Origin of the sequence: Bacillus sp. A01H (assembly GCF_045277205.1) — a bacterium.
Taxonomy (GTDB): Bacteria; Bacillota; Bacilli; order Bacillales; family Bacillaceae_G; genus Bacillus_A; species Bacillus_A paranthracis.
The window spans coordinates 5,428,572-5,447,057 of sequence record NZ_CP117702.1 but is presented as its reverse complement, the minus strand read 5'-3'; the positions used below and the strand labels follow the sequence as shown (position 1 = coordinate 5,447,057).

Annotated in this window: 19 protein-coding genes; 12 read left to right on the top strand and 7 right to left on the bottom strand. The window is 36.7% G+C overall.

From position 1 onward, the window contains the following. Positions 1-6: 6 nt before the first annotated feature. Together PSR14_RS28925 and hemQ are read right to left on the bottom strand one after the other, a co-directional pair. Positions 7-1,284 (bottom strand): serine hydrolase, encoded by a 1,278-nt coding sequence (locus PSR14_RS28925; protein WP_169509297.1) that lies wholly within the window; start codon positions 1,282-1,284, stop codon positions 7-9. Positions 1,285-1,479: 195 nt separating this feature from the next. Beyond that, positions 1,480-2,223 carry a hydrogen peroxide-dependent heme synthase gene (gene hemQ / locus PSR14_RS28920; RefSeq protein ID WP_406644100.1) on the bottom strand — a complete coding sequence of 248 codons (744 nt, stop codon included), beginning with the start codon at positions 2,221-2,223 and terminating at the stop codon, positions 1,480-1,482. A 254-nt stretch (positions 2,224-2,477) separates the two neighbouring features. On the opposite strand from hemQ, the gene pta reads away from it, so the two are divergent. Further along, a complete protein-coding gene (gene pta / locus PSR14_RS28915; protein ID WP_000067214.1) occupies positions 2,478-3,449 on the top strand; it encodes a phosphate acetyltransferase in 972 nt (323 codons plus the stop codon). 48 nt (positions 3,450-3,497) lie between these two features. Here pta and PSR14_RS28910 read toward each other — a convergent pair whose 3' ends face one another. Beyond that, positions 3,498-4,343, bottom strand: coding sequence for a biotin/lipoate A/B protein ligase family protein (locus PSR14_RS28910; protein WP_000071927.1), 846 nt, complete (start codon positions 4,341-4,343; stop codon positions 3,498-3,500). Between the two features lie 176 nt (positions 4,344-4,519). On the opposite strand from PSR14_RS28910, the gene PSR14_RS28905 reads away from it, so the two are divergent. Next, on the top strand, positions 4,520-5,110 hold the full coding sequence (locus PSR14_RS28905) for a lipoprotein BA_5634 family protein (protein WP_000800129.1): 591 nt from the start codon (positions 4,520-4,522) through the stop codon (positions 5,108-5,110). Positions 5,111-5,138: 28 nt separating this feature from the next. On the opposite strand, the gene PSR14_RS28900 is transcribed toward PSR14_RS28905, so the two are convergent. After that, the gene (locus tag PSR14_RS28900) at positions 5,139-5,831 is read right to left on the bottom strand and encodes an RsfA family transcriptional regulator (protein ID WP_000868374.1); all 693 of its coding nucleotides are present in this window, start codon (positions 5,829-5,831) and stop codon (positions 5,139-5,141) included. A gap of 386 nt (positions 5,832-6,217) precedes the next feature. Here PSR14_RS28900 and PSR14_RS28895 point away from each other — a divergent pair, with 386 nt between their 5' ends. From PSR14_RS28895 to PSR14_RS28870, 6 genes are all read left to right on the top strand, one after another. Continuing rightward, positions 6,218-6,442 carry a DUF1450 domain-containing protein gene (locus PSR14_RS28895; RefSeq protein WP_000526077.1) on the top strand — a complete coding sequence of 75 codons (225 nt, stop codon included), beginning with the start codon at positions 6,218-6,220 and terminating at the stop codon, positions 6,440-6,442. 318 nt (positions 6,443-6,760) lie between these two features. Further along, on the top strand, positions 6,761-7,816 hold the full coding sequence (locus PSR14_RS28890; RefSeq protein ID WP_000388276.1) for an iron ABC transporter permease: 1,056 nt from the start codon (positions 6,761-6,763) through the stop codon (positions 7,814-7,816). Then, complete coding sequence (locus tag PSR14_RS28885; protein ID WP_001260776.1) at positions 7,813-8,829, top strand: iron ABC transporter permease; 1,017 nt, start codon at positions 7,813-7,815, stop codon at positions 8,827-8,829. The genes PSR14_RS28890 and PSR14_RS28885 overlap by 4 nt, the downstream gene beginning before the upstream one ends. Positions 8,830-8,844: 15 nt before the next feature. After that, entirely contained in the window at positions 8,845-9,657 is an 813-nt protein-coding gene (locus tag PSR14_RS28880) for an ABC transporter ATP-binding protein (RefSeq protein ID WP_000212060.1), read from the top strand. A 192-nt stretch (positions 9,658-9,849) separates the two neighbouring features. After that, positions 9,850-10,794, top strand: a complete 945-nt coding sequence (locus PSR14_RS28875; protein WP_098486893.1) for an ABC transporter substrate-binding protein — start codon at positions 9,850-9,852, stop codon at positions 10,792-10,794. A gap of 146 nt (positions 10,795-10,940) precedes the next feature. Further along, positions 10,941-12,245: an HD domain-containing protein gene (locus tag PSR14_RS28870; protein WP_000262739.1), complete on the top strand. Its 1,305-nt coding sequence runs from the start codon at positions 10,941-10,943 to the stop codon at positions 12,243-12,245. Positions 12,246-12,284: 39 nt separating this feature from the next. Here PSR14_RS28870 and PSR14_RS28865 read toward each other — a convergent pair whose 3' ends face one another. Next, positions 12,285-12,470, bottom strand: coding sequence for a 2-hydroxymuconate tautomerase (locus tag PSR14_RS28865; protein WP_001147171.1), 186 nt, complete (start codon positions 12,468-12,470; stop codon positions 12,285-12,287). Between the two features lie 110 nt (positions 12,471-12,580). On the opposite strand from PSR14_RS28865, the gene PSR14_RS28860 reads away from it, so the two are divergent. After that, positions 12,581-13,255 carry a site-2 protease family protein gene (locus PSR14_RS28860; RefSeq protein WP_000372461.1) on the top strand — a complete coding sequence of 225 codons (675 nt, stop codon included), beginning with the start codon at positions 12,581-12,583 and terminating at the stop codon, positions 13,253-13,255. A gap of 25 nt (positions 13,256-13,280) precedes the next feature. Beyond that, on the top strand, positions 13,281-13,790 hold the full coding sequence (locus PSR14_RS28855) for a YwhD family protein (RefSeq protein WP_000136688.1): 510 nt from the start codon (positions 13,281-13,283) through the stop codon (positions 13,788-13,790). A gap of 35 nt (positions 13,791-13,825) precedes the next feature. Here PSR14_RS28855 and PSR14_RS28850 read toward each other — a convergent pair whose 3' ends face one another. After that, positions 13,826-15,877, bottom strand: coding sequence for a transglycosylase domain-containing protein (locus PSR14_RS28850; RefSeq protein WP_000372994.1), 2,052 nt, complete (start codon positions 15,875-15,877; stop codon positions 13,826-13,828). 99 nt (positions 15,878-15,976) lie between these two features. Beyond that, the gene (locus PSR14_RS28845; protein ID WP_000042763.1) at positions 15,977-16,702 is read right to left on the bottom strand and encodes a glycerophosphodiester phosphodiesterase; all 726 of its coding nucleotides are present in this window, start codon (positions 16,700-16,702) and stop codon (positions 15,977-15,979) included. Between the two features lie 152 nt (positions 16,703-16,854). Here PSR14_RS28845 and PSR14_RS28840 point away from each other — a divergent pair, with 152 nt between their 5' ends. Both PSR14_RS28840 and PSR14_RS28835 read left to right on the top strand, forming a co-directional pair. Then, on the top strand, positions 16,855-17,262 hold the full coding sequence (locus tag PSR14_RS28840; RefSeq protein ID WP_000276568.1) for a MerR family transcriptional regulator: 408 nt from the start codon (positions 16,855-16,857) through the stop codon (positions 17,260-17,262). 5 nt (positions 17,263-17,267) lie between these two features. Continuing rightward, complete coding sequence (locus tag PSR14_RS28835; RefSeq protein ID WP_000444218.1) at positions 17,268-18,431, top strand: MFS transporter; 1,164 nt, start codon at positions 17,268-17,270, stop codon at positions 18,429-18,431. Positions 18,432-18,486: the final 55 nt, after the last annotated feature.

Genomic DNA, 18,486 nt, shown 5'->3' with positions numbered 1-18,486 from the left:
TTTTTATTAAAAAACTTTAGACCATAAGTTTGAGAAGAAATCACCGATAGAGCGCATTGTTAATACAAACCAATTTGCTTTTTCAACTTCTTCTGTCGTTTTTGCAGTAACTTTCATACTTTTACTACCGTCTAAGAAACCATATTTATCGGTTGATTCTAAAGTAATCGATCCTACTTTTGCATCTTTCTTAATAGGAGCAATTAAATGACCATCTTCAGCAAGAGATTTATCTACTTCAGTTCCAATTTTATAAGGGTCTTTGCTACCTTTTTTTGCAATTACGGTTATTTCTTTTTCCGGTGCAACAGTTACTTGATCCTCTTTCCCTTGTACTACAGAGAGTGTATTGTTTTTATCGACCTTTAGTTTTTGTTTTTCGAAGTTATTAAACCCGTATTCGATTAACTCACGAGATTCTGTGAAGCGCTCGTCCATTGATTTTGTTTTAATAATAACCGAAATAAGACGTACATCACCGCGTTTAGCAGTAATAGTAAATCCGTATCCAGCTGTATCAGAACTTCCGGTTTTTAAACCATCAGCACCTTCATAAGCGAAAGCAGCTCCTGGTAACATCCAGTTCCAGTTTTCCATACGAATTGGTTTCGGATGATTATCTGGGAAGTTTCTAAATCTTTGTTTTGTATCCTCTAGCATTTCTGGATACTTTGTAATCATTGCTTTTGAAAGTATACCCATATCGCGAGCTGACATAGAGTTTTCTGCATTTGGATCAGTACCCTCAGGATGTTTTCCTTTTAAGTCAGCGTTATTTAAACCAGTAGCGTTTACAAATTTATATTTCTTTAACCCTAGTTTTTTTGCATGTTCATTTGCAAGATTTAAGAAGTTTTTCTCACTTCCTGCAAGAAGTTCTGCTAAGGCAATACTAGATCCGTTTGCAGAGAAGATAACGATAGAATGATATAGTTCTCTTACAGTATATTGACGTCCTTTTTCGAACGGCACGTTAGAGAATTCATTATTACGTGAAACTTCATAAGCGTAATCAGAAATATTTACCTTTGTATCCCAAGTGATTTTTCCTTCTTTAATTGCTTCTAACACGGCATAAACAACAATTAATTTTGACATACTAGCGATAGCTAGTAATTCATCTGGATTTTGTTCATGCAGTATTTTTCCTGTATCTGCATCAAATAGAAGTGCAGCAGATGCCTCAATGTGTATTTTTTCTTCCGCATGGGATGTTGTTACTCCTAAGGAAGAAATTGACAATAGAAACACTAGTAAAATAGAAAAGATTTTCTTCATATACATTATCACCTTCGCATCGTTATTAGCATATAGCTCGTACCATTTTAGCATAAATTTGGATATAGAAAGGTTACAATTTTGTAAGGTATTTAAAAGGATTTGTCGATTTTTGTTCAAATTTGCGGAAAAAAGAAGTTTTTTGAGGAGAAATATAGAGGGGAATAAAAAAAGGAACGAATTTCGTTCCTTTTTCACGATTTATATGTGTAAAAATTTCTCTACCTTTTCGTCTGGTAAAATGTTTCCGACGAAAAATGTTCCGAATTCACCATAACGAGCACTTACTTCATCGAAGCGCATTTCATATATAAGCTTTTTAAATTGAAGAACATCGTCAGCGAATAATGTTACGCCCCACTCAAAATCGTCGAATCCAACAGATCCTGAAATAACTTGGCGTACTTTACCTGCATACTGGCGACCAATTTTACTATGACTGTACATCATTTTCTTACGTTCCTCCATTGGAAGCATGTACCAGTTGTCATCACATTGGCGACGCTTGTCCATTGGATAGAAGCAAATATGATTTGCTTTCGGTAACTCAGGATATAAGCGAGCTAAGATTTGTGGATTTTGGTATGGATCTTCATCAGCTGGAAGGTAGTTGCTTAGTTCAACAACAGATACGTAAGAGTATGCAGGAACCATATATTCAGCTAAAGTTGTTTTATTCAATTCTGTTTCAATTTCATTTAACTCTTCCATTGTTGGACGTAAAATCATAAGCATAATATCAGCTTTTTGGCCAACAACTGTATACATTGCGTGACTGCCCTTTTTCGCAGCAGCTACGTCGTTCCATTTTTCAACGACATTTAAAAATTCAGACACAGCTTGTCCGCGTTCGTCGCTAGATAATGTTTTCCATGCAGCCCAATCAATAGAACGTAAATCATGTAAACAATACCAGCCATCTAACGTTGTTGTTGCTTCACTCATTCTATTCACCTCAGTTAATGATAGTTTTACACGTTAACTATAGCATATATAGTTTTAAAATCATCTATATAAAACCTTGGCGCATAAAATTGTCACATTTAAGTGTTTAAGCAAGGTGAATTTAACGGCTGAATTTTATGAAAATATAATCATTTTTATTTTATCTATTTTTTGGGAGCTATAAGTTTAAAATATAGAGGAAAAGAAGTATTCTTAAAGATAGAGTTTTTTAACATATGTAGGAGGGTTTATTCGTGAGCAACTTATTTACAACAGTAAAAGAAAAAGTTCAAGGAAAAGGCATTTCTATCGTACTTCCTGAAGGAACTGATGAAAGAATTTTAGGCGCTGCAGAGCGTTTAGCAAAAGAAGAGTTAGTAAAACCAATCTTAGTTGGTAATAAAGAAGAAATTAGCGCAAAAGCTGCTAGCATGAATTTAACATTAGCAGGCGTTGATATTTACGATCCAGCTACATACGAAGAAATGGATGCAATGGTAGCATCTTTCGTTGAACGCCGTAAAGGTAAAGCAACTGAAGAAGACGCTCGCAAAATCCTTAAAGACGAAAACTACTTCGGTACAATGCTTGTATACATGGGCAAAGCACACGGTTTAGTAAGTGGTGCAGCTCACTCTACAGCTGATACAGTTCGTCCAGCACTTCAAATCATTAAAACAAAACCAGGCGTTACAAAAACTTCTGGCGTATTCATCATGGTACGTGAAGAAGAGAAATATGTATTCGCTGATTGTGCAATTAACATTGCACCAAATAGCCAAGATTTAGCTGAAATTGGTATCGAAAGTGCGAAAACTGCTGAACTATTCGGCATTGATCCACGCGTTGCTATGTTAAGCTTCTCTACAAAAGGTTCTGCGAAATCTCCAGAAACAGAAAAAGTTGTAGAAGCAACTCGCATTGCAAAAGAAATGGCTCCAGAATTAGCTCTAGATGGAGAATTCCAATTCGATGCTGCATTCGTACCATCTGTAGCTGAGAAAAAAGCTCCAGGTTCTACAATTAAAGGTGATGCTAACGTATTCGTATTCCCAAGCTTAGAAGCTGGTAATATCGGCTACAAAATCGCTCAACGTTTAGGTAACTTCGAAGCAGTAGGACCAATCTTACAAGGTTTAAACATGCCTGTAAACGACCTATCTCGTGGATGTAACGAAGAAGAAGTGTACAAGTTAGCTTTAATTACAGCAGCTCAAGCACTTTAATTCTATAACGAATTGAAATAAAGACCGTCGCTAAAATAGCGACGGTCTTTATTTTTCTAAGCCAAGTGCTTTATTGTTACGATCAATAATACGTTGTAAATTCGTCTCATATAAAGGTATTTCATCTATTGTTAATTGAGATGGTGTTAACTTTGGAGCGAATTGCTGCAATGTTTTTAAAAGGCGCATCATTAAATCTTGTACTGTAATGGTTTCGCCAAGTAATTCTGAAAGTGAAGCCATCGTACTCGGTACAATTTCAGGATAAGTAAAGCGTGTTTCTTCTCCTTGAATGGCTAGGTTGTAGAAATCACGAACAAGTGCGGCACGTTCAGAGCCACTTCCTGTAGCACAGAGATAAATTTGGACAGCGACACCACCGCGAATACGGCGCTGTGAAATACCAGCAAATTTTTGGTCGCGAATACTTAAATCGTAGCTACCAGGGCAGTAAGAACCAACGATTTCTTTTGCCTCAATTGTAACATCGTAATCCTTTAACATTTCCTGAATTAAATGCCACATTGTATCGTATCCAAGATCAATATCGATACCTTTTTCCGTCTCTTGGAATAAAAGTGATACGTTTAACACACCTTCATCAAGTACGACTGCAAGCCCGCCAGAATTACGAACGATAACATTGAAGTCGTTTTCTTTTAAAAAGGAAATACCTTCTTCTAAGTGTGGTAGGCGTGAATCTTGAATGCCAAGAACAATTGTATTGTGATGAACCCAAGAGCGCATTGTTGCAGCTGATTCGCCCTTTCCAATGCTTGTGCATAATGTATCATCCATTGCGAATGATTGAAGTGCATGGAATGTTGGTCCTAAACTAGACTGATCTACAATACGCCACTCTGGCTGAGATAAAATGGAACGGGAATTGCTCATATAACTAACCCCTTATCTTTAAAATGACAATCTCTATTATAGCAAAAAATAATGAAAGTAGTTTTTAAGAGAAAACCTTACTGAATTGTAAGGTTGTTGTAAGGAAAGTGAATTGGTTAAATGATCTAAGATGGCTAAACTAAGAGATGTAATTATTGATTTTAGGAGGCATACAAATGAAAAATGTTAAATTAGGAATCGTAGCGATTATGTCAGCTGCTGTATTTAGTGGCTGTTCTATTATGGATATGATTGCACCACAAGCAACGGGTGTTGTTATGTACGGAGATGAAACAGGCGTTCAACAAACAATGGATCAATATAAAGATAAAATTGAATCTCAAAATAAATTTGAAGCTAAACTAGGTACTGTTAATGAGAAAAAGGTTTTAATCATGAATAAAACAACGGCTGAGAAGATGGTAAAGGAAAACATGCTGAAAAAAGTAGTGAAAGAAGATGTAGAACCTATTAAAGCATTGCCGGCTATTTCTGATGAAGCTGGAATTGTATTTGCTAAAGAGGAACAAAAAGATGTAGTAATTGATGGAAAGAAAATGAAGTACGAAGGCAATGTAGTAATTGGTGATGCGCGTAAATATACAGATATGTATGCAGTTGTTAGTGATGCAGAATATGCAAAAATAAGTGAACCGGTAAAAACAATTGGTTTAGCATCCTTTAAAGAGAATCCAAAGGAAAAGATTTTTCCAGATATAAAGAGGGATTCTAAAGTAGAAGAAGCACATATGGTTGAAGTGAAATAACAAAAAGGATGCATGTAATGCATCCTTTTTACTCTGCAATTTTTTCTAAATTACCGTTTCGATCCATTCGGAAAGATGTTTGAGAACGTTCTTCTTCATCCATGACTGCCAACTTACGAGCGCGGTTCATAATGTTCATAAGTGTTTCGTAATCTTCTTGTACAGTATGAGATTGTTTTTCTAATTTTTCCAGTTTCTTTTCTAGTTCTTCATTTCGAAGGATTTGTGATTTAATTTCTTGTTTCAATCTCGTATTCTCGTTTTCAAGAGCTGTCACTTTTATATTTGAAGATCCGACTGTTTGTAAAAAATAAATAACATCTTGCATTGTCATAGGGCCTTTTGCAGTAGGAACGGTAGTTTCTTGATATGGAGTAGCTTCTTTATATTGTACAATTGATTCCTCTTGTACGAACTCTTCATAATTAGTTATCGAATCTGAAGCTGGTGGTGTATAAAGTAAACGTTTTTTCGCTTGTTCACCACTTGCAGCACGCATTTTATCTTTACGATGTTTTTTTGCTAGTTGAAGAGCTTGTTCATAGCTATAGCGAACAACAGCATTCCAACGGAAACCACAGGCAGCCGATGTACGATTTAATCTGTCTCCTACTTCTTCAAATGCATTTAATTGGGTACTTCCTTCTCGAACGTGACGAAGTACAGTTTCAGCAAGTAATAAATCATCCTCATCCGTCCAAGCATCTTGTCTTACTTTCATAGATTCAACTCCCTTTCTTTTTATGAACTTCCTATTTTTATAATGGGCAAAAAAATGAGCTTTTATACAAAGCTTTTAAAAATATGGTAGATTTCGATGAGAGGTATAAAGTGAAACTTTCATCAGTGGGAGGTTCTTCATCCCCTACCTAACTTCTTTGCTTTCGCTGAATTTTAAGGTGGGGATCTTACTGCCCATTAAAGCGGGATAAATTTTGCCAAGAATGACGGAAGCTGCTGTAGGAAAACATATACATATGTAGCATTATATGTGGAAAGAGCGTCGAAAGGAAACTTGCAACGAGCTTCAAAGAGCGGTAAAATACCATTTAGTGTTTATTTTTAAATGTACTTGAGAAAAGTTTAAAATAGAGGAAGTGTTATATAATGGGAAACGAATTTCGTGTGTGTGATGATTGTCAGGCAACGAACGTTAAAACGCTGATTCCAAAGCTAAAAAAAGTAGATTCATGTGCAACGATTGAAGTTGGATGTCAGTCTTACTGTGGCCCTGGCCGTAAAAAATCATTCGCATTTGTAAATAATCGTCCAGTTGCAGCGCCAACAGAAGACGAATTAATTGTAAAAATTGAAGCAAAGTTAAATAAGTAAGGAAAAGAAGAGTGAACAGATTACTCTTCTTTTTTTATGCCCATAAGAGGAAGAATCTATTCTGAGAAAGCTTAACTGGTGATGATAATAGTTCATGATAGATAGGCATTATCTATTTATTAAGGTCTCGGCCTATATGAATTTGTATTTCAAAATAATGGTTGACAGTCTTTTGAAGCGATAGGTAGAATAGAAGGTGTCTGATTCTGAGAATCATTATCAGAAAAGGGCCGATTTATTTAATTTTTTTATTGCTATTTGAGAATAAATTTCATTTCATTAAATTAAACATATGTTGTTGGTTAGGATGGTTGAGGGATGGAAGCGAGCGCAAGGAGTATAGAACAGCAAGATGTGAATGTTAAAGAGATTAAGAGCAGGCCGCTCATTGCCTCTATTATTTTAGTAGCAGGTACAATTTTGTTAGCTTTAAGCATGGCACTGTCTATTTCGTTTGGTGCTGCAGATATTAGTTTAAAGACTGTATGGCAAGCTGTATTTCAGTTTGACGGTTCTATTACGCATCATAATGTAATTCAAGAACTTCGCATGCCTAGAGCAATAGGGGGCGTAGTAGCAGGTGCCTTTTTAGCGGTATCAGGAGCAATTATGCAAGGTATGACGCGAAATCCACTTGCATCCCCATCGTTAATGGGGATTACAGATGGGGCTGTATTTGGAATTGCAATTATGTATGCATTCTTCCCTAATTCACCTTATTTAATGTTCGTTATCGCATCTTTTATTGGTGCTGCGTTTGGAGCGAGCATTGTATATGGAATTGGATCTTCTTCACCAGGTGGATTAACGCCTGTGAAATTAGCTTTAGCGGGTGCCGCGATTAGTGCTTTATTAGGGGCCATTTCATCTGGAATTGCGCTATATTTCAATCTTGCCCAAGAGGTAAGTATGTGGAATGCAGGCGGAGTTGCTGGAGTGAAATGGGAAAGTATTAATATGTTAGTACCGATTGGTCTAGTTTGTCTCTTCATTGCAATTATGATGTCGAGGTATATTACAATTTTAAGCTTCGGTGAAGAAATTGCGATTGGACTTGGTCAAAATACGACATTAATTAAATTTATCGGGACAGTACTTGTTCTTGTGTTAACAGGTTCGGCAGTTTCTATGGCAGGATCGGTTGGATTTGTTGGTCTTGTCATCCCACATATGACTCGTTTCCTTGTAGGCTCAGACTATAGATGGGTTATTCCATGTTCTGCGGTCTTAGGCGGGCTGTTAATTGAATGTGCAGATATGTTATCTCGCGTTATTAATCCGCCGTTTGAAACGCCAATTGGAGCAATTACAGCGCTAATTGGGGTTCCATTCTTCCTCTACTTAGCACGTAACGAAGGGAGAGGAAAAATGTGAGGACAAGTGTCTTAACAAAAAAGAACGTTTCGGTTTTAACAATTTTAGTAGGATTAATCGTTACTGTATTTTTAGTGAGTTTAAATACAGGGACATTTAAAATACCGCCAATGGACGTATTAAAGTCATTGGTTGGACTCGGGGCTGAAGATCAGTCTGTTATTTTATTTGAATTCCGTATGCCGCGTATGGTCATTGCTATATTAGTTGGATCTGCTTTAGCTATGTCAGGTGCGATCTTGCAAGGGTTATCACGAAATCCACTTGCTGATCCAGGTATTATCGGTATTAACGCTGGAGCGGGATTAACAGTTGTTATCTTTGTCTACTTTTTCTTCGGGAAAGTAGGAACTGGTACATTTTTATCTGTATTCATTCTTCCGTTCTTCGCACTAGTTGGAGCGATATTAGCAGCTGTTATTATTTATTTACTAGCATGGAAAGACGGCGTTTCATCTACTCGATTGATACTTGTGGGTATCGCTGTTGCAGCCGGGTTTGGTGCTGTTAGTTTAATTTTTTCTATGAAGATGACATCTAACGATTTCCGCTTTGCTACGATTTGGTTAGCAGGAAGTCTTTGGGGCACAGATTGGAAGTTCGTGCTAAGTGTCCTTCCATGGATGGTTATTTTCTTGCCACTAGCTATTAGTAAAGCACACATACTAAATGTAATGAACCTAGGCGACTCTACAGCAGTTGGTCTTGGTGTAAACGTAGAAAAGGAAAGACGTAAATTATTATTTATTGCAGTTTGTTTAGCAGGTGCATCTGTCGCTGTTGCCGGAGGAATTGGTTTTATCGGTTTAATGGCTCCCCATTTAGCGAGGCGCCTTGTTGGTGGGAAACATCAAATTATGCTGCCTACAGCTGCACTAATAGGAACGTTTTTACTTTTATTCGCAGACGTAATTTCAAGAAGTGTGTTACCAACTTCAGAAATACCGGTCGGTCTTGTTATTTCTGTAATTGGTGCACCGTATTTTATATACTTACTTATGAGGACAAAGTAAAGGGAGGCTTTTTGTATGGCAACTTTAGCAGTTGATGCGGTATCTGTTGGCTATAATGAAGGGTTAATTATTGATGGATTAACAGTTGAAATTCCGGAAGGGAAAATTACAACAATTATTGGACCAAATGGTTGTGGAAAGTCCACATTATTAAAAACGGCTTCTCGTATTTTGAAAGCAAAAAAAGGTACTGTTTATCTTGACGGAAAAGCAATCGAGAAACAACCAACGAAAGAAATCGCAAAGAAAATGGCAATTTTACCACAGACTGCAGAAGTACCAACTGGCCTTACTGTATTTGAACTCGTTTCATATGGACGCTTTCCTCATCAAAAAGGATTTGGAACGTTGAAAGAAGAGGATTATCGCTACATTCATTGGGCACTTGAAGTGACGGGAATGACAGAATTCGCAAATCGTCCAGCAGAGGCATTATCAGGTGGGCAACGTCAACGCGTATGGATTGCGATGGCTCTTGCACAAGGGACAGAATTACTCGTATTAGATGAACCGACAACGTACTTAGATATGGCCCATCAATTAGAAGTATTAAACTTATTGAAAAAGTTAAATGAAGAAGAAGGTAGAACGATTGTTATGGTTATCCATGACTTAAACCATGCTTCTCGTTTCTCAGATCATATGATTGCATTAAAAGCTGGTAAGTTAATGAAACAAGGAACGCCAGATGAAGTGATGACGAGTGAAACACTTCGTAATGTATTTGAGATTGAAGCTCAAATTGTTCCATGTCCAGTAAACTGTAAGCCAATTTGTTTAACGTATGATTTAGCGATGATTAGTAATCAATTGCGTAAAAAAGCATAAGTAGAATCCCCCTCGTAAAGAGGGGGGGCTTCTAATGGACGTTGAGCTTCTTATTAGTAAATAGGAAGTTGAACACCCGTTAGAACGGGGGCATAAGCAACAATTAATCAATATATATTTATTAATTGTTAACCTTGTTTCTTATAGTTCACTGTAACTTATAAGAGAAATACAGCTAGAAGGAGTGGGAACATGAAGAATTTTAAAATGGCGTTATTAGCAATGGTACTAGTCGTTACTTCTGTACTATTTGCAGCTTGTTCTAACAAAGAAGAGAAGAAAGCAGATGCGAAGGATGCGAAGACTGAAGAGCGCACTGTACAACATGCAAAAGGGGAAATTAAAATCCCTGCAAATCCCAAGAAAATTGCTGACCTTAGTGGTTCAACAGAAGAATTATTAATCTTTGGTATGAAACCAATTATTACTGCTAATACATCTCAAGAAAAAATTGATGCACATATTGAAAAGAAATTAAAAGACGTAAAACCAGTTGGTTCTGCTTGGGGAGATAAAATTAACATCGAAGCAGTAGCTGCTGCAAAACCAGACTTAATTCTTGTAAATAATCGTCAAGAAAAGATTTATGATCAATTATCTAAAATTGCACCAACAGTTATGTTAAAAACTCCATTAGACCAATGGCGTCCAAAATTCGAAGAAGTAGGTCAAATCTTCGGTAAAGAGAAAGAAACAAAAGAATGGTTCAAACAGTATGACGAAAAAGCAAGCAAATTACATGACAAAATCGTTGCGAAAACTGGCGATGCTAAATTCATGAAAATGGCTGCATATCCAAATGCTTTCCGTGTATACGGTGACTACGGTTACGGTAGTGTAATCTTTAATGATTTAAAATTACCAGCAGTTAAAGGTACACCAACTGATAAACCGTTAGTACAAGTACAAAAAGAAGCTTTAATCGATTACAACCCAGATTACTTATTCATATTTACGACTGGTGACGGTTCTCAGCGCCTAAAAGAATTCCAAGAAGAATCAATTTGGAAAAATATGAACGCTGTTAAAAACAACCACGTATTTACAATTAAAAACGAAGAATTAAACAAAGGTTACTTCCCACTAGGTAAAGAAATGATCTTAGATGAAGTTGCTGAGTTCGTTTTAGGGAAATAATATATAAAAAGAGATCACTTTTACCCCGGTAAAAGTGATTTTTTCTTTATATAAGGGCAATTAATATAGTCTTTCATTTCTTTCTGTTTCCTATTTCGTTTATAATATATAGTAAGAATGCAGTAAAGAAAGGGGGATGTCGGAAAGTGGTATATTTAAACGACAAACTCAGCGAAACAAAAGTGTTTAAAGACCCGGTACATAAATATGTGCACGTGCGCGATCGTGTTATTTGGGATTTAATCGGAACGAAAGAATTTCAACGCTTGCGCCGTATTAAGCAGCTTGGAACGACATTTTTTACATTTCACGGTGCAGAGCATAGTCGCTTTACTCATTCGTTAGGTGTATATGAAATTATTCGTCGTATGATTGATGATGTGTTTGATGGCAGACCGAATTGGAATGCTGAAGATAGATTGTTATGCTTATGTGCGGCATTGCTTCATGATGTCGGTCACGGTCCGTTTTCTCATTCGTTTGAAAAAGTATTTTCATTAGACCATGAGAAATTTACGCAAAAGATTATCGTTGGAGATACAGAAATTAATCGTGTATTAAGTCGTGTGGATAAAGATTTCCCACAAAAGGTAGCCGATGTAATTGCGAAAACATCTACTAATAAATTAGCGATTAGCATGATTTCCAGTCAAATTGATGCAGATCGCATGGACTATTTATTAAGAGATGCGTATTTCACTGGCGTAAAGTATGGAAACTTTGATATGGAACGTATACTGCGCGTTATGCGTCCGTACGGAAATCAAGTAGTTATTAAAAATAGTGGTATGCATGCTGTTGAACATTATATTATGAGTCGTTATCAAATGTACTGGCAAGTATATTTCCATCCAGTAACACGCAGTGCTGAAGTTATTTTAACGAAGATTTTACACCGTGCAAAATCATTGCACGAGAAGTACTATACATTTAAGAATCATCCGGTTCATTTCTATTCTTTATTTGAAGAAGAAGTAACAGTAGAGGATTATTTAAAGTTAGACGAGAACGTTATGTATTATTACTTCCAAGTATGGCAAGACGAAGAGGATCCAATTTTAAGTGATCTATGCCGTCGTTTTATGAATCGAAACCTATTTAAATATGTAGAGTTTACAGATAAGCACGGTTTAGATAATTGGATGGAATTAAGTAGCTTATTTAAAAAGATTGGACTCGATCCAGAATACTATTTAGTAGTTGATTCAACATCAGACTTACCGTACGACTTTTACCGTGCTGGTGAAGAAGAAGAACGTCTACCAATCTTACTTCTTATGCCAAATGGAGAACTTAGAGAGCTTTCACGTGAATCGGATATTGTTGAGGCGATTACTGGTAAGAAGAGAAGGGATCAAAAGCTATTCTACCCGCATGATTTAATCTATGAAGATGGAAGAAAAGGAAAATATAAAGAGAGAATCATCGAGTTACTCGAAGGCAAAAAATAAGAAGCAGCTAAAAGCTGCTTCTTATGAAAGAACTTGAAATTATTTGTCGCTTAAGCGTTTTCCGCCAACTGCATAATGGTTTTTAGACATTTCTTCGATGAAAACAACGATGTTTTCTTCAGGAGCACCAGTTGTTTCGCTTACTGCTGCTGTTACTTTCTCAGCAAGAGCTTTCTTTTGTTCCTCTGTGCGTCCTTCTAGCATTTTCACTGTTACGTATGGCATATATAATCGCTCCTTTTATGTAAGTTACACTCTTATTATAGCGGATTATGTGGAAGAACAATCAAAAAACAAATAATTTCTTTTTTGACATATGGAAGAGGAGATGAAGTATGGATCAGTTATTTAGATACCCGTTGCACCAAATTCCTTTGGTAGCAATGGCCATTATTATCGCATTATCAGTGCATGAATTTGCGCATGCATATGTAGCATATAAATTTGGAGACGATACAGCAAAGAGACAAGGGCGCTTAACTTTATCACCGATGGCACATTTAGATCCTATCGGGATGATTGCTGTATTAATTCTTGGTTTTGGTTGGGCGAGACCAGTTCCTGTTAACCCATATAACTTTAAAAGACCTCGTCTTGCAGGTATATTAGTTTCAATTGCAGGACCGATTAGTAACTTAATTTTAAGCGCAATCGGTTTAATTATTTGGTATAGCTTATTAACATTTGGTGTATTAGACTCAATTCCATTTGCAGTAGCAGATACGCTAGCTCAATTTTTCCAGATTTTTATTATGTTGAATATCGTTTTACTTGTCTTTAACTTATTACCAATCCCGCCACTTGATGGATATCGCGTAGTGGAGGATTTAGCACCAACAAATATTCGTGCGAAAATGACACAGTATGAAAAATACGGGGCAATTGCTTTATTAATTCTAGTTATTACACCGCTTAGCAATTACACAATCCAACCTATTTTTAATGTTGTCATTCCATACGTATTTGCATTTTTAAACAGTATTATTGCGCCTATCTTTGGCCTTTTATAATCATTAAGTGAGGAGGAATTTACATATGACAGAGAAAAAGAAAAAAATCGGTTTTAATATCGTGAAAAATGATTCAACAGATGGACATGGTGGTTTTGGCGTTGGGGCATTAAGTCTAGAAAACATTTCACCTGTATTTGTCGATGTACTAGAGAAAACAGCATTTGTTGATATCGGTGCGATGCATGCACGTAGTACAGTAGAAAAAGGTATTAAGTTTTTAACAAATAAAGATGAAGTTCCAAACGGAAAACCATACTGGCTTGTATGGGTAACGATTGAAAGAACAGCAACAGGTGCGTATTACGCAGGTGTAACAGCTTGTGAAATGACAGTTGACCGTGAAATTCGCCGCGGATATAAGTCACTTCCAGAGCACGTAAACAAAATGGATAAATCATTGAAGCGTCACATTATGGTTGAACATATGGACGAATCATCTAAAAAAGTACTTGGTACATTCTTAAAAGAACATAATGAAGCGATTTGGAACGAGTCTAGCGAAGAATTGCGCCGTGCTTTATTAAGTGAATAAAAAATAGCTGACGGATGTCCGTCAGCTATTTTTTTTTACCAAGGAAGATATTTTTTCCACCAACTTGTTTTTTTCTTTTCTTCAGTTGTCTTTTCAAATTCCTCTTTATCATCAACGTGATCCATACAATATTCAGTTGGTTCTGTACCTTTTGCAAAATACATTTTCACTGAAATTGGACAATTTTTTGTAGCGATTTTCCCGTTTTCAGGGTTAATATCGACTGCAACGACGTCACTTGGTTGTTTAAACTCTTTTTTAGGCTGTCCATCTAAGCCTTTCTCCATCGTATCAGTCCATATTCTTTTCGCATAGCCTTGTTCTGCTACGTTTGAAATTGATTTAGGTTGATCATATCCAACCCATACGCCAGTTACGAGTTGCGGGGTAAACCCAATCATCCAACTATCTGTTTCGGTAGAACCAGATTTTCCGGCATAGGTTCTTGATAGTTTAGATAACATTGATTGACCAGTTACAGCAGCATAACTGCTTAGTTTTTTATTAAACATGCCTGTCATCATTTCTTCCATCACAAATGCTTTGCTCTTATCAAGAACTTGTTTACTCTCCAAATGAGCATCGTATAAAATATTTCCTTCATGATCCATAATGCGGCGAATGAAAATAGGTTTTACTTCTTTTCCCCCGTTTGCGAACATGCTATAAGCGTTAACCATTTCAATTGGTTTTACAGGAGATGTACCGAGCGCGAGGGAAGGGACATCTTTTAATGCACTTTTAATGCCGAATTGCTTCGCTGTCTTTGTAAGAATGTCTTCGCCTAAAAATAAATTAGTCTTCACGGCATATACGTTATCAGAGACCGCAAGAGCTTGCGCCATTGTTACAAAATCGTCTGCATAATAGTCTTTATAGTTTTTCGGTTTATACTTTGAAACACCGTCACCTAAAGTGAACACGGTGTATTCGCTTTTTAAGCGCGTAGCAGGGGTGAATCCTCGTTCTAATGCCGCATAATATAGAAATGGCTTAAATGTAGATCCAGGCTGGCGAGCGGCCTGTGTAGCCCTGTTAAATTGACTTGTATTATAATCAGTTCCACCAACAAGGGCAGCTACTTCACCTGTTTTTGGATTCATAGAGACGAGCGCAGTTTGTATGTTTGTCGTGTCAGGTATGTGGTCTTTTACAGCTTGTTCTGCAACTGATTGTAATTTTGGGTCTAGCGTTGTATAAATACGCAAGCCGCCTTTTTGTAAGGCTTGCTCATCTAATCCGACATCGCGAAGAAGAGAAGCTTGTACAGCATCTTGGAAATAAGGCGCAACCTCTGCGACTTTTTTCGTATCTAATGAAGCGAAAGTTAGTGATTCTTTCTTTGCTGAAGCTGCTTGTTTCTTCGTAATATAGCCTTGTTCTACCATTTCATCTAATATAAGAGATTGTCGTTCTTTCGCACGATCTTTTTTTAAAAAGGGAGAGTAGACACTAGGTCCTTTTGGTATACCCGCGAGCATACTAGCTTCCGCTAATGTTAATTCTTTTGCTGTTTTATCAAAATATAGACGGGACGCAGCTTCGATTCCATAAGCACCATGCCCGTAATAAATTGTATTTAAATATCCTTCTAAAATATGATTTTTATTATAATTCACTTCAAGACGGATTGTGTACATTGCTTCTAATAGTTTACGTTTCCACGTTTTATCATGATCTAAGTATAGGTTACGGGCATACTGTTGTGTAATCGTACTAGCACCTTGGACTTTTGCCATCGCTTTTAAATCAGCAACAATGGCACCAGCAATACGCTTCATATCAAAGCCATGATGTTTGTAGAATCGTTGATCTTCGATAGATAGTGTTGCCTCTTTTACATAAGGAGAAATTTCATTGAGAGATACATTGTAGCGTTTTTGTACCTGATTACTTTGTCCTATAACAGTGTCATCATTAGCGTAAAAGACACTTGTTTGCGGGACAGCAACAGGAGGAGGTCCCATAATTTTTGCAACTATAATAATAACAAAAAAGGAGAAAACGAAAAAAAGAACAGAAGAAAACATTACGGTGAAGAAAAGACGTTTATATTTTTTAAGTTTTGGATTCATAGTTTGATCCATCTTTTTCAGCCCCTCATTCATACAAACATTATTGTATTAGTATTGAGGGTTTTCGATTATTTTAAACAATGAAATTTCGAAAATAAAGAGCTCCTTCAATTAAGAAAGGAGCTCAAATGCACGTGCTGGCCAATCGGTAATAATGACATCTACGCCATAATCAATCATAGTTTGCAAATCTTTGTATTCGTTAATTGTATAAGGGCGGAAAACGTACCCTTGTTTTTGCGCTAGTTGAACAAATTCCTTTGTTAGTAGTTGAAAGTTTGGATGTAAACCAGTTGCTTCTCTAGTTTTCGCTTCAGCGATAGGATCAGCAAGAGGTGTGTCATATAAAATTGCTCTTGGGATTTCAGGAGCTATTTCTGCTAATAATGAAACAGAGTCGTGATTAAATGAAGAGAATACAATTTGATTAGAAAGATGATATTCTCGAACGAGAGCAACAACTTTTTCTTCAATGTTTGGATAGTGAATGACATCTGTCTTTAACTCAATGTTGAGCTGTAACTTTGTTGTAGATAACCAAATGAATACTTCGCGTAACGTTGGGATTTTTGCTTCATGGAAAGAAGGATCTTTATGGCTGCCGGCATCTAAAGCTTGTAACTCTTTTACCGTTTTTTCAGAGACAAGACCTACATCATTCGTTGTACGATCGACTGTTTCATCGTGAATTACGACAAGTTCACCATCTTTTGATAGGTGGACATCAAGCTCAATTCCATGGGCGCCGATGCGTTCAGCTTCTTGGAAGGCAATCATCGTATTTTCTGGATGTGTTCCTTTTACGCCGCGATGAGCGAAAATAAGTGGTTTACTCATGTGAAATTCTCCTTATCATTTCTTTTCTTTCATTATGAAACTGCTTTTGAAAAAATACAATTTAATATGACAAACATTTACAAAAGTCTAACAGTTGCACAAAAGTTAACGTTAACGTAAAATGTAATAATCGAGTGAAGGGAGGAATAAACATGTATAAGATTGATGAAGTTACAAAGCAAGTTGGTTTAACAAAACGTACACTTCGTTATTATGAGGAAATTGGTTTAATTCATCCCCCAGAACGTAGTGAGGGGAACATTCGCCTGTATACAGACGAAGATATCGCTAGAATTAAAAGAATTGTGGAAGCGAAAGAAGTGTTAGGGATTACGCTTCAAGAAATGCAACATTTTTTATCGTTAAAAGAAAGAATGGAGCAAAGAAGAAATAGTGAGAATCCCCGTGATCGTGAAGTGATTCAAGAAATTAAAGAGATGCTTGAAAAACAAGTGCAAACGCTAGACGAGAAAATGGAGCAAATGCAGCGTGTAAAGGGAGAACTTGAAGACAGCTTACATCGTGCAGTGACATTTTTAGAGAATACAAAAGGAGAGTAATCAAAATGGAGAGCAAACAAAAACTAGGGAGATTGATTACAGTGTTGGCTACTTTCCTTGCCTTTTCAGGTATAGGGGTAGTCGATCCAATTTTGCCAATTATTGCTGAAAAGATTGGTGCATCGCATTGGCAAGTAGAGATGTTATTTACAGCATATATTTTAACGATGGCAATTATGATGTTACCAGCTGGAATATTTGCATCGAGATTTGGTGATAAACGAATGATGACAATCGGTCTTGCCATCGTGACTGTATTTGCGTTTATATGCGGTATATCGCAAACGATTGCTCAGTTATCTCTTTTCCGCGCTGGATGGGGATTAGGGAATGCGATGTTCTTCGCAACGGCGATGACTTTATTGATTGCATTAAGTAAAGAAGTTCATGAAGCAGTAGGGTTATATGAAGCAGCTATCGGTTTAGGAATGGCAGGTGGACCATTATTAGGCGGGATATTAGGTGGACATTCTTGGCGTTACCCATTTTTTGCGACGAGTATTTTAATTTTCTTAGCATTTATTTTAGTTTTCTTCTTTGTGAAAGAACCAGAGCGAAAAGTGAAGCGTAAAGCGGCAGGCGTAGGAGAATTACTTAACCTGGTGAAGTATAAGCCGTTTATGCAAGGCGCCATTTCAGGAATGTTATACTACTACGGATTTTTCGTTGTGTTAGCATATTCACCACTTATTATGCATTTATCTGCTATTCAATTAGGTTTTGTATTTTGTGGATGGGGACTCGCGTTAGCTTACGGTTCTGCAATTTTAGCACATAAGCTAGAAGGGAAATATGAGCCGAAAACATTGTTGAAAGGCAGTTTACTCGTATTTGCGCTATTCTTAATTGCACTATTCTTCGTGAAAATTATGTGGTTACAAATTGTATTAATTGTTCTATCAGGATTAGCATCAGGATTAAATAATGCATTATTTACAAGTTATGTAATGGATATTTCACCTTATGAAAGATCTGTTACATCTGGTGTTTATAACTTCGTTCGTTGGTTAGGTGGCGCAATTGCTCCCATTTTATCAGGGATTATCGGCCACGCTGTTTCACCGCAAAGTCCATTTTTAGTAGGTGGGATTGTTGTATTAGTTGGTTGTGTAATGATTTTAATTCCGATTCGAAAACAGGTAGAAGTAGAGAGAAAAGCCCTTTCTTAAGAAAGGGTTTTCTTTATATGTATATGTTAGAACGCTCTGACTAAAATATATTTTC

Coding starts and splice junctions, on each gene's coding strand:
- PSR14_RS28925 (WP_169509297.1), bottom strand. CDS start 1,284: ATGTATATGAAGAAAATCTTTTCTATTTTACTAGTGTTTCTATTGTCA.
- hemQ (WP_406644100.1), bottom strand. CDS start 2,223: ATGAGTGAAGCAACAACAACGTTAGATGGCTGGTATTGTTTACATGAT.
- PSR14_RS28910 (WP_000071927.1), bottom strand. CDS start 4,343: ATGAGCAATTCCCGTTCCATTTTATCTCAGCCAGAGTGGCGTATTGTA.
- PSR14_RS28905 (WP_000800129.1), top strand. CDS start 4,520: ATGAAAAATGTTAAATTAGGAATCGTAGCGATTATGTCAGCTGCTGTA.
- PSR14_RS28900 (WP_000868374.1), bottom strand. CDS start 5,831: ATGAAAGTAAGACAAGATGCTTGGACGGATGAGGATGATTTATTACTT.
- PSR14_RS28895 (WP_000526077.1), top strand. CDS start 6,218: ATGGGAAACGAATTTCGTGTGTGTGATGATTGTCAGGCAACGAACGTT.
- PSR14_RS28890 (WP_000388276.1), top strand. CDS start 6,761: ATGGAAGCGAGCGCAAGGAGTATAGAACAGCAAGATGTGAATGTTAAA.
- PSR14_RS28880 (WP_000212060.1), top strand. CDS start 8,845: ATGGCAACTTTAGCAGTTGATGCGGTATCTGTTGGCTATAATGAAGGG.
- PSR14_RS28875 (WP_098486893.1), top strand. CDS start 9,850: ATGAAGAATTTTAAAATGGCGTTATTAGCAATGGTACTAGTCGTTACT.
- PSR14_RS28865 (WP_001147171.1), bottom strand. CDS start 12,470: ATGCCATACGTAACAGTGAAAATGCTAGAAGGACGCACAGAGGAACAA.
- PSR14_RS28860 (WP_000372461.1), top strand. CDS start 12,581: ATGGATCAGTTATTTAGATACCCGTTGCACCAAATTCCTTTGGTAGCA.
- PSR14_RS28855 (WP_000136688.1), top strand. CDS start 13,281: ATGACAGAGAAAAAGAAAAAAATCGGTTTTAATATCGTGAAAAATGAT.
- PSR14_RS28850 (WP_000372994.1), bottom strand. CDS start 15,877: ATGGATCAAACTATGAATCCAAAACTTAAAAAATATAAACGTCTTTTC.
- PSR14_RS28845 (WP_000042763.1), bottom strand. CDS start 16,702: ATGAGTAAACCACTTATTTTCGCTCATCGCGGCGTAAAAGGAACACAT.
- PSR14_RS28840 (WP_000276568.1), top strand. CDS start 16,855: ATGTATAAGATTGATGAAGTTACAAAGCAAGTTGGTTTAACAAAACGT.
- PSR14_RS28835 (WP_000444218.1), top strand. CDS start 17,268: ATGGAGAGCAAACAAAAACTAGGGAGATTGATTACAGTGTTGGCTACT.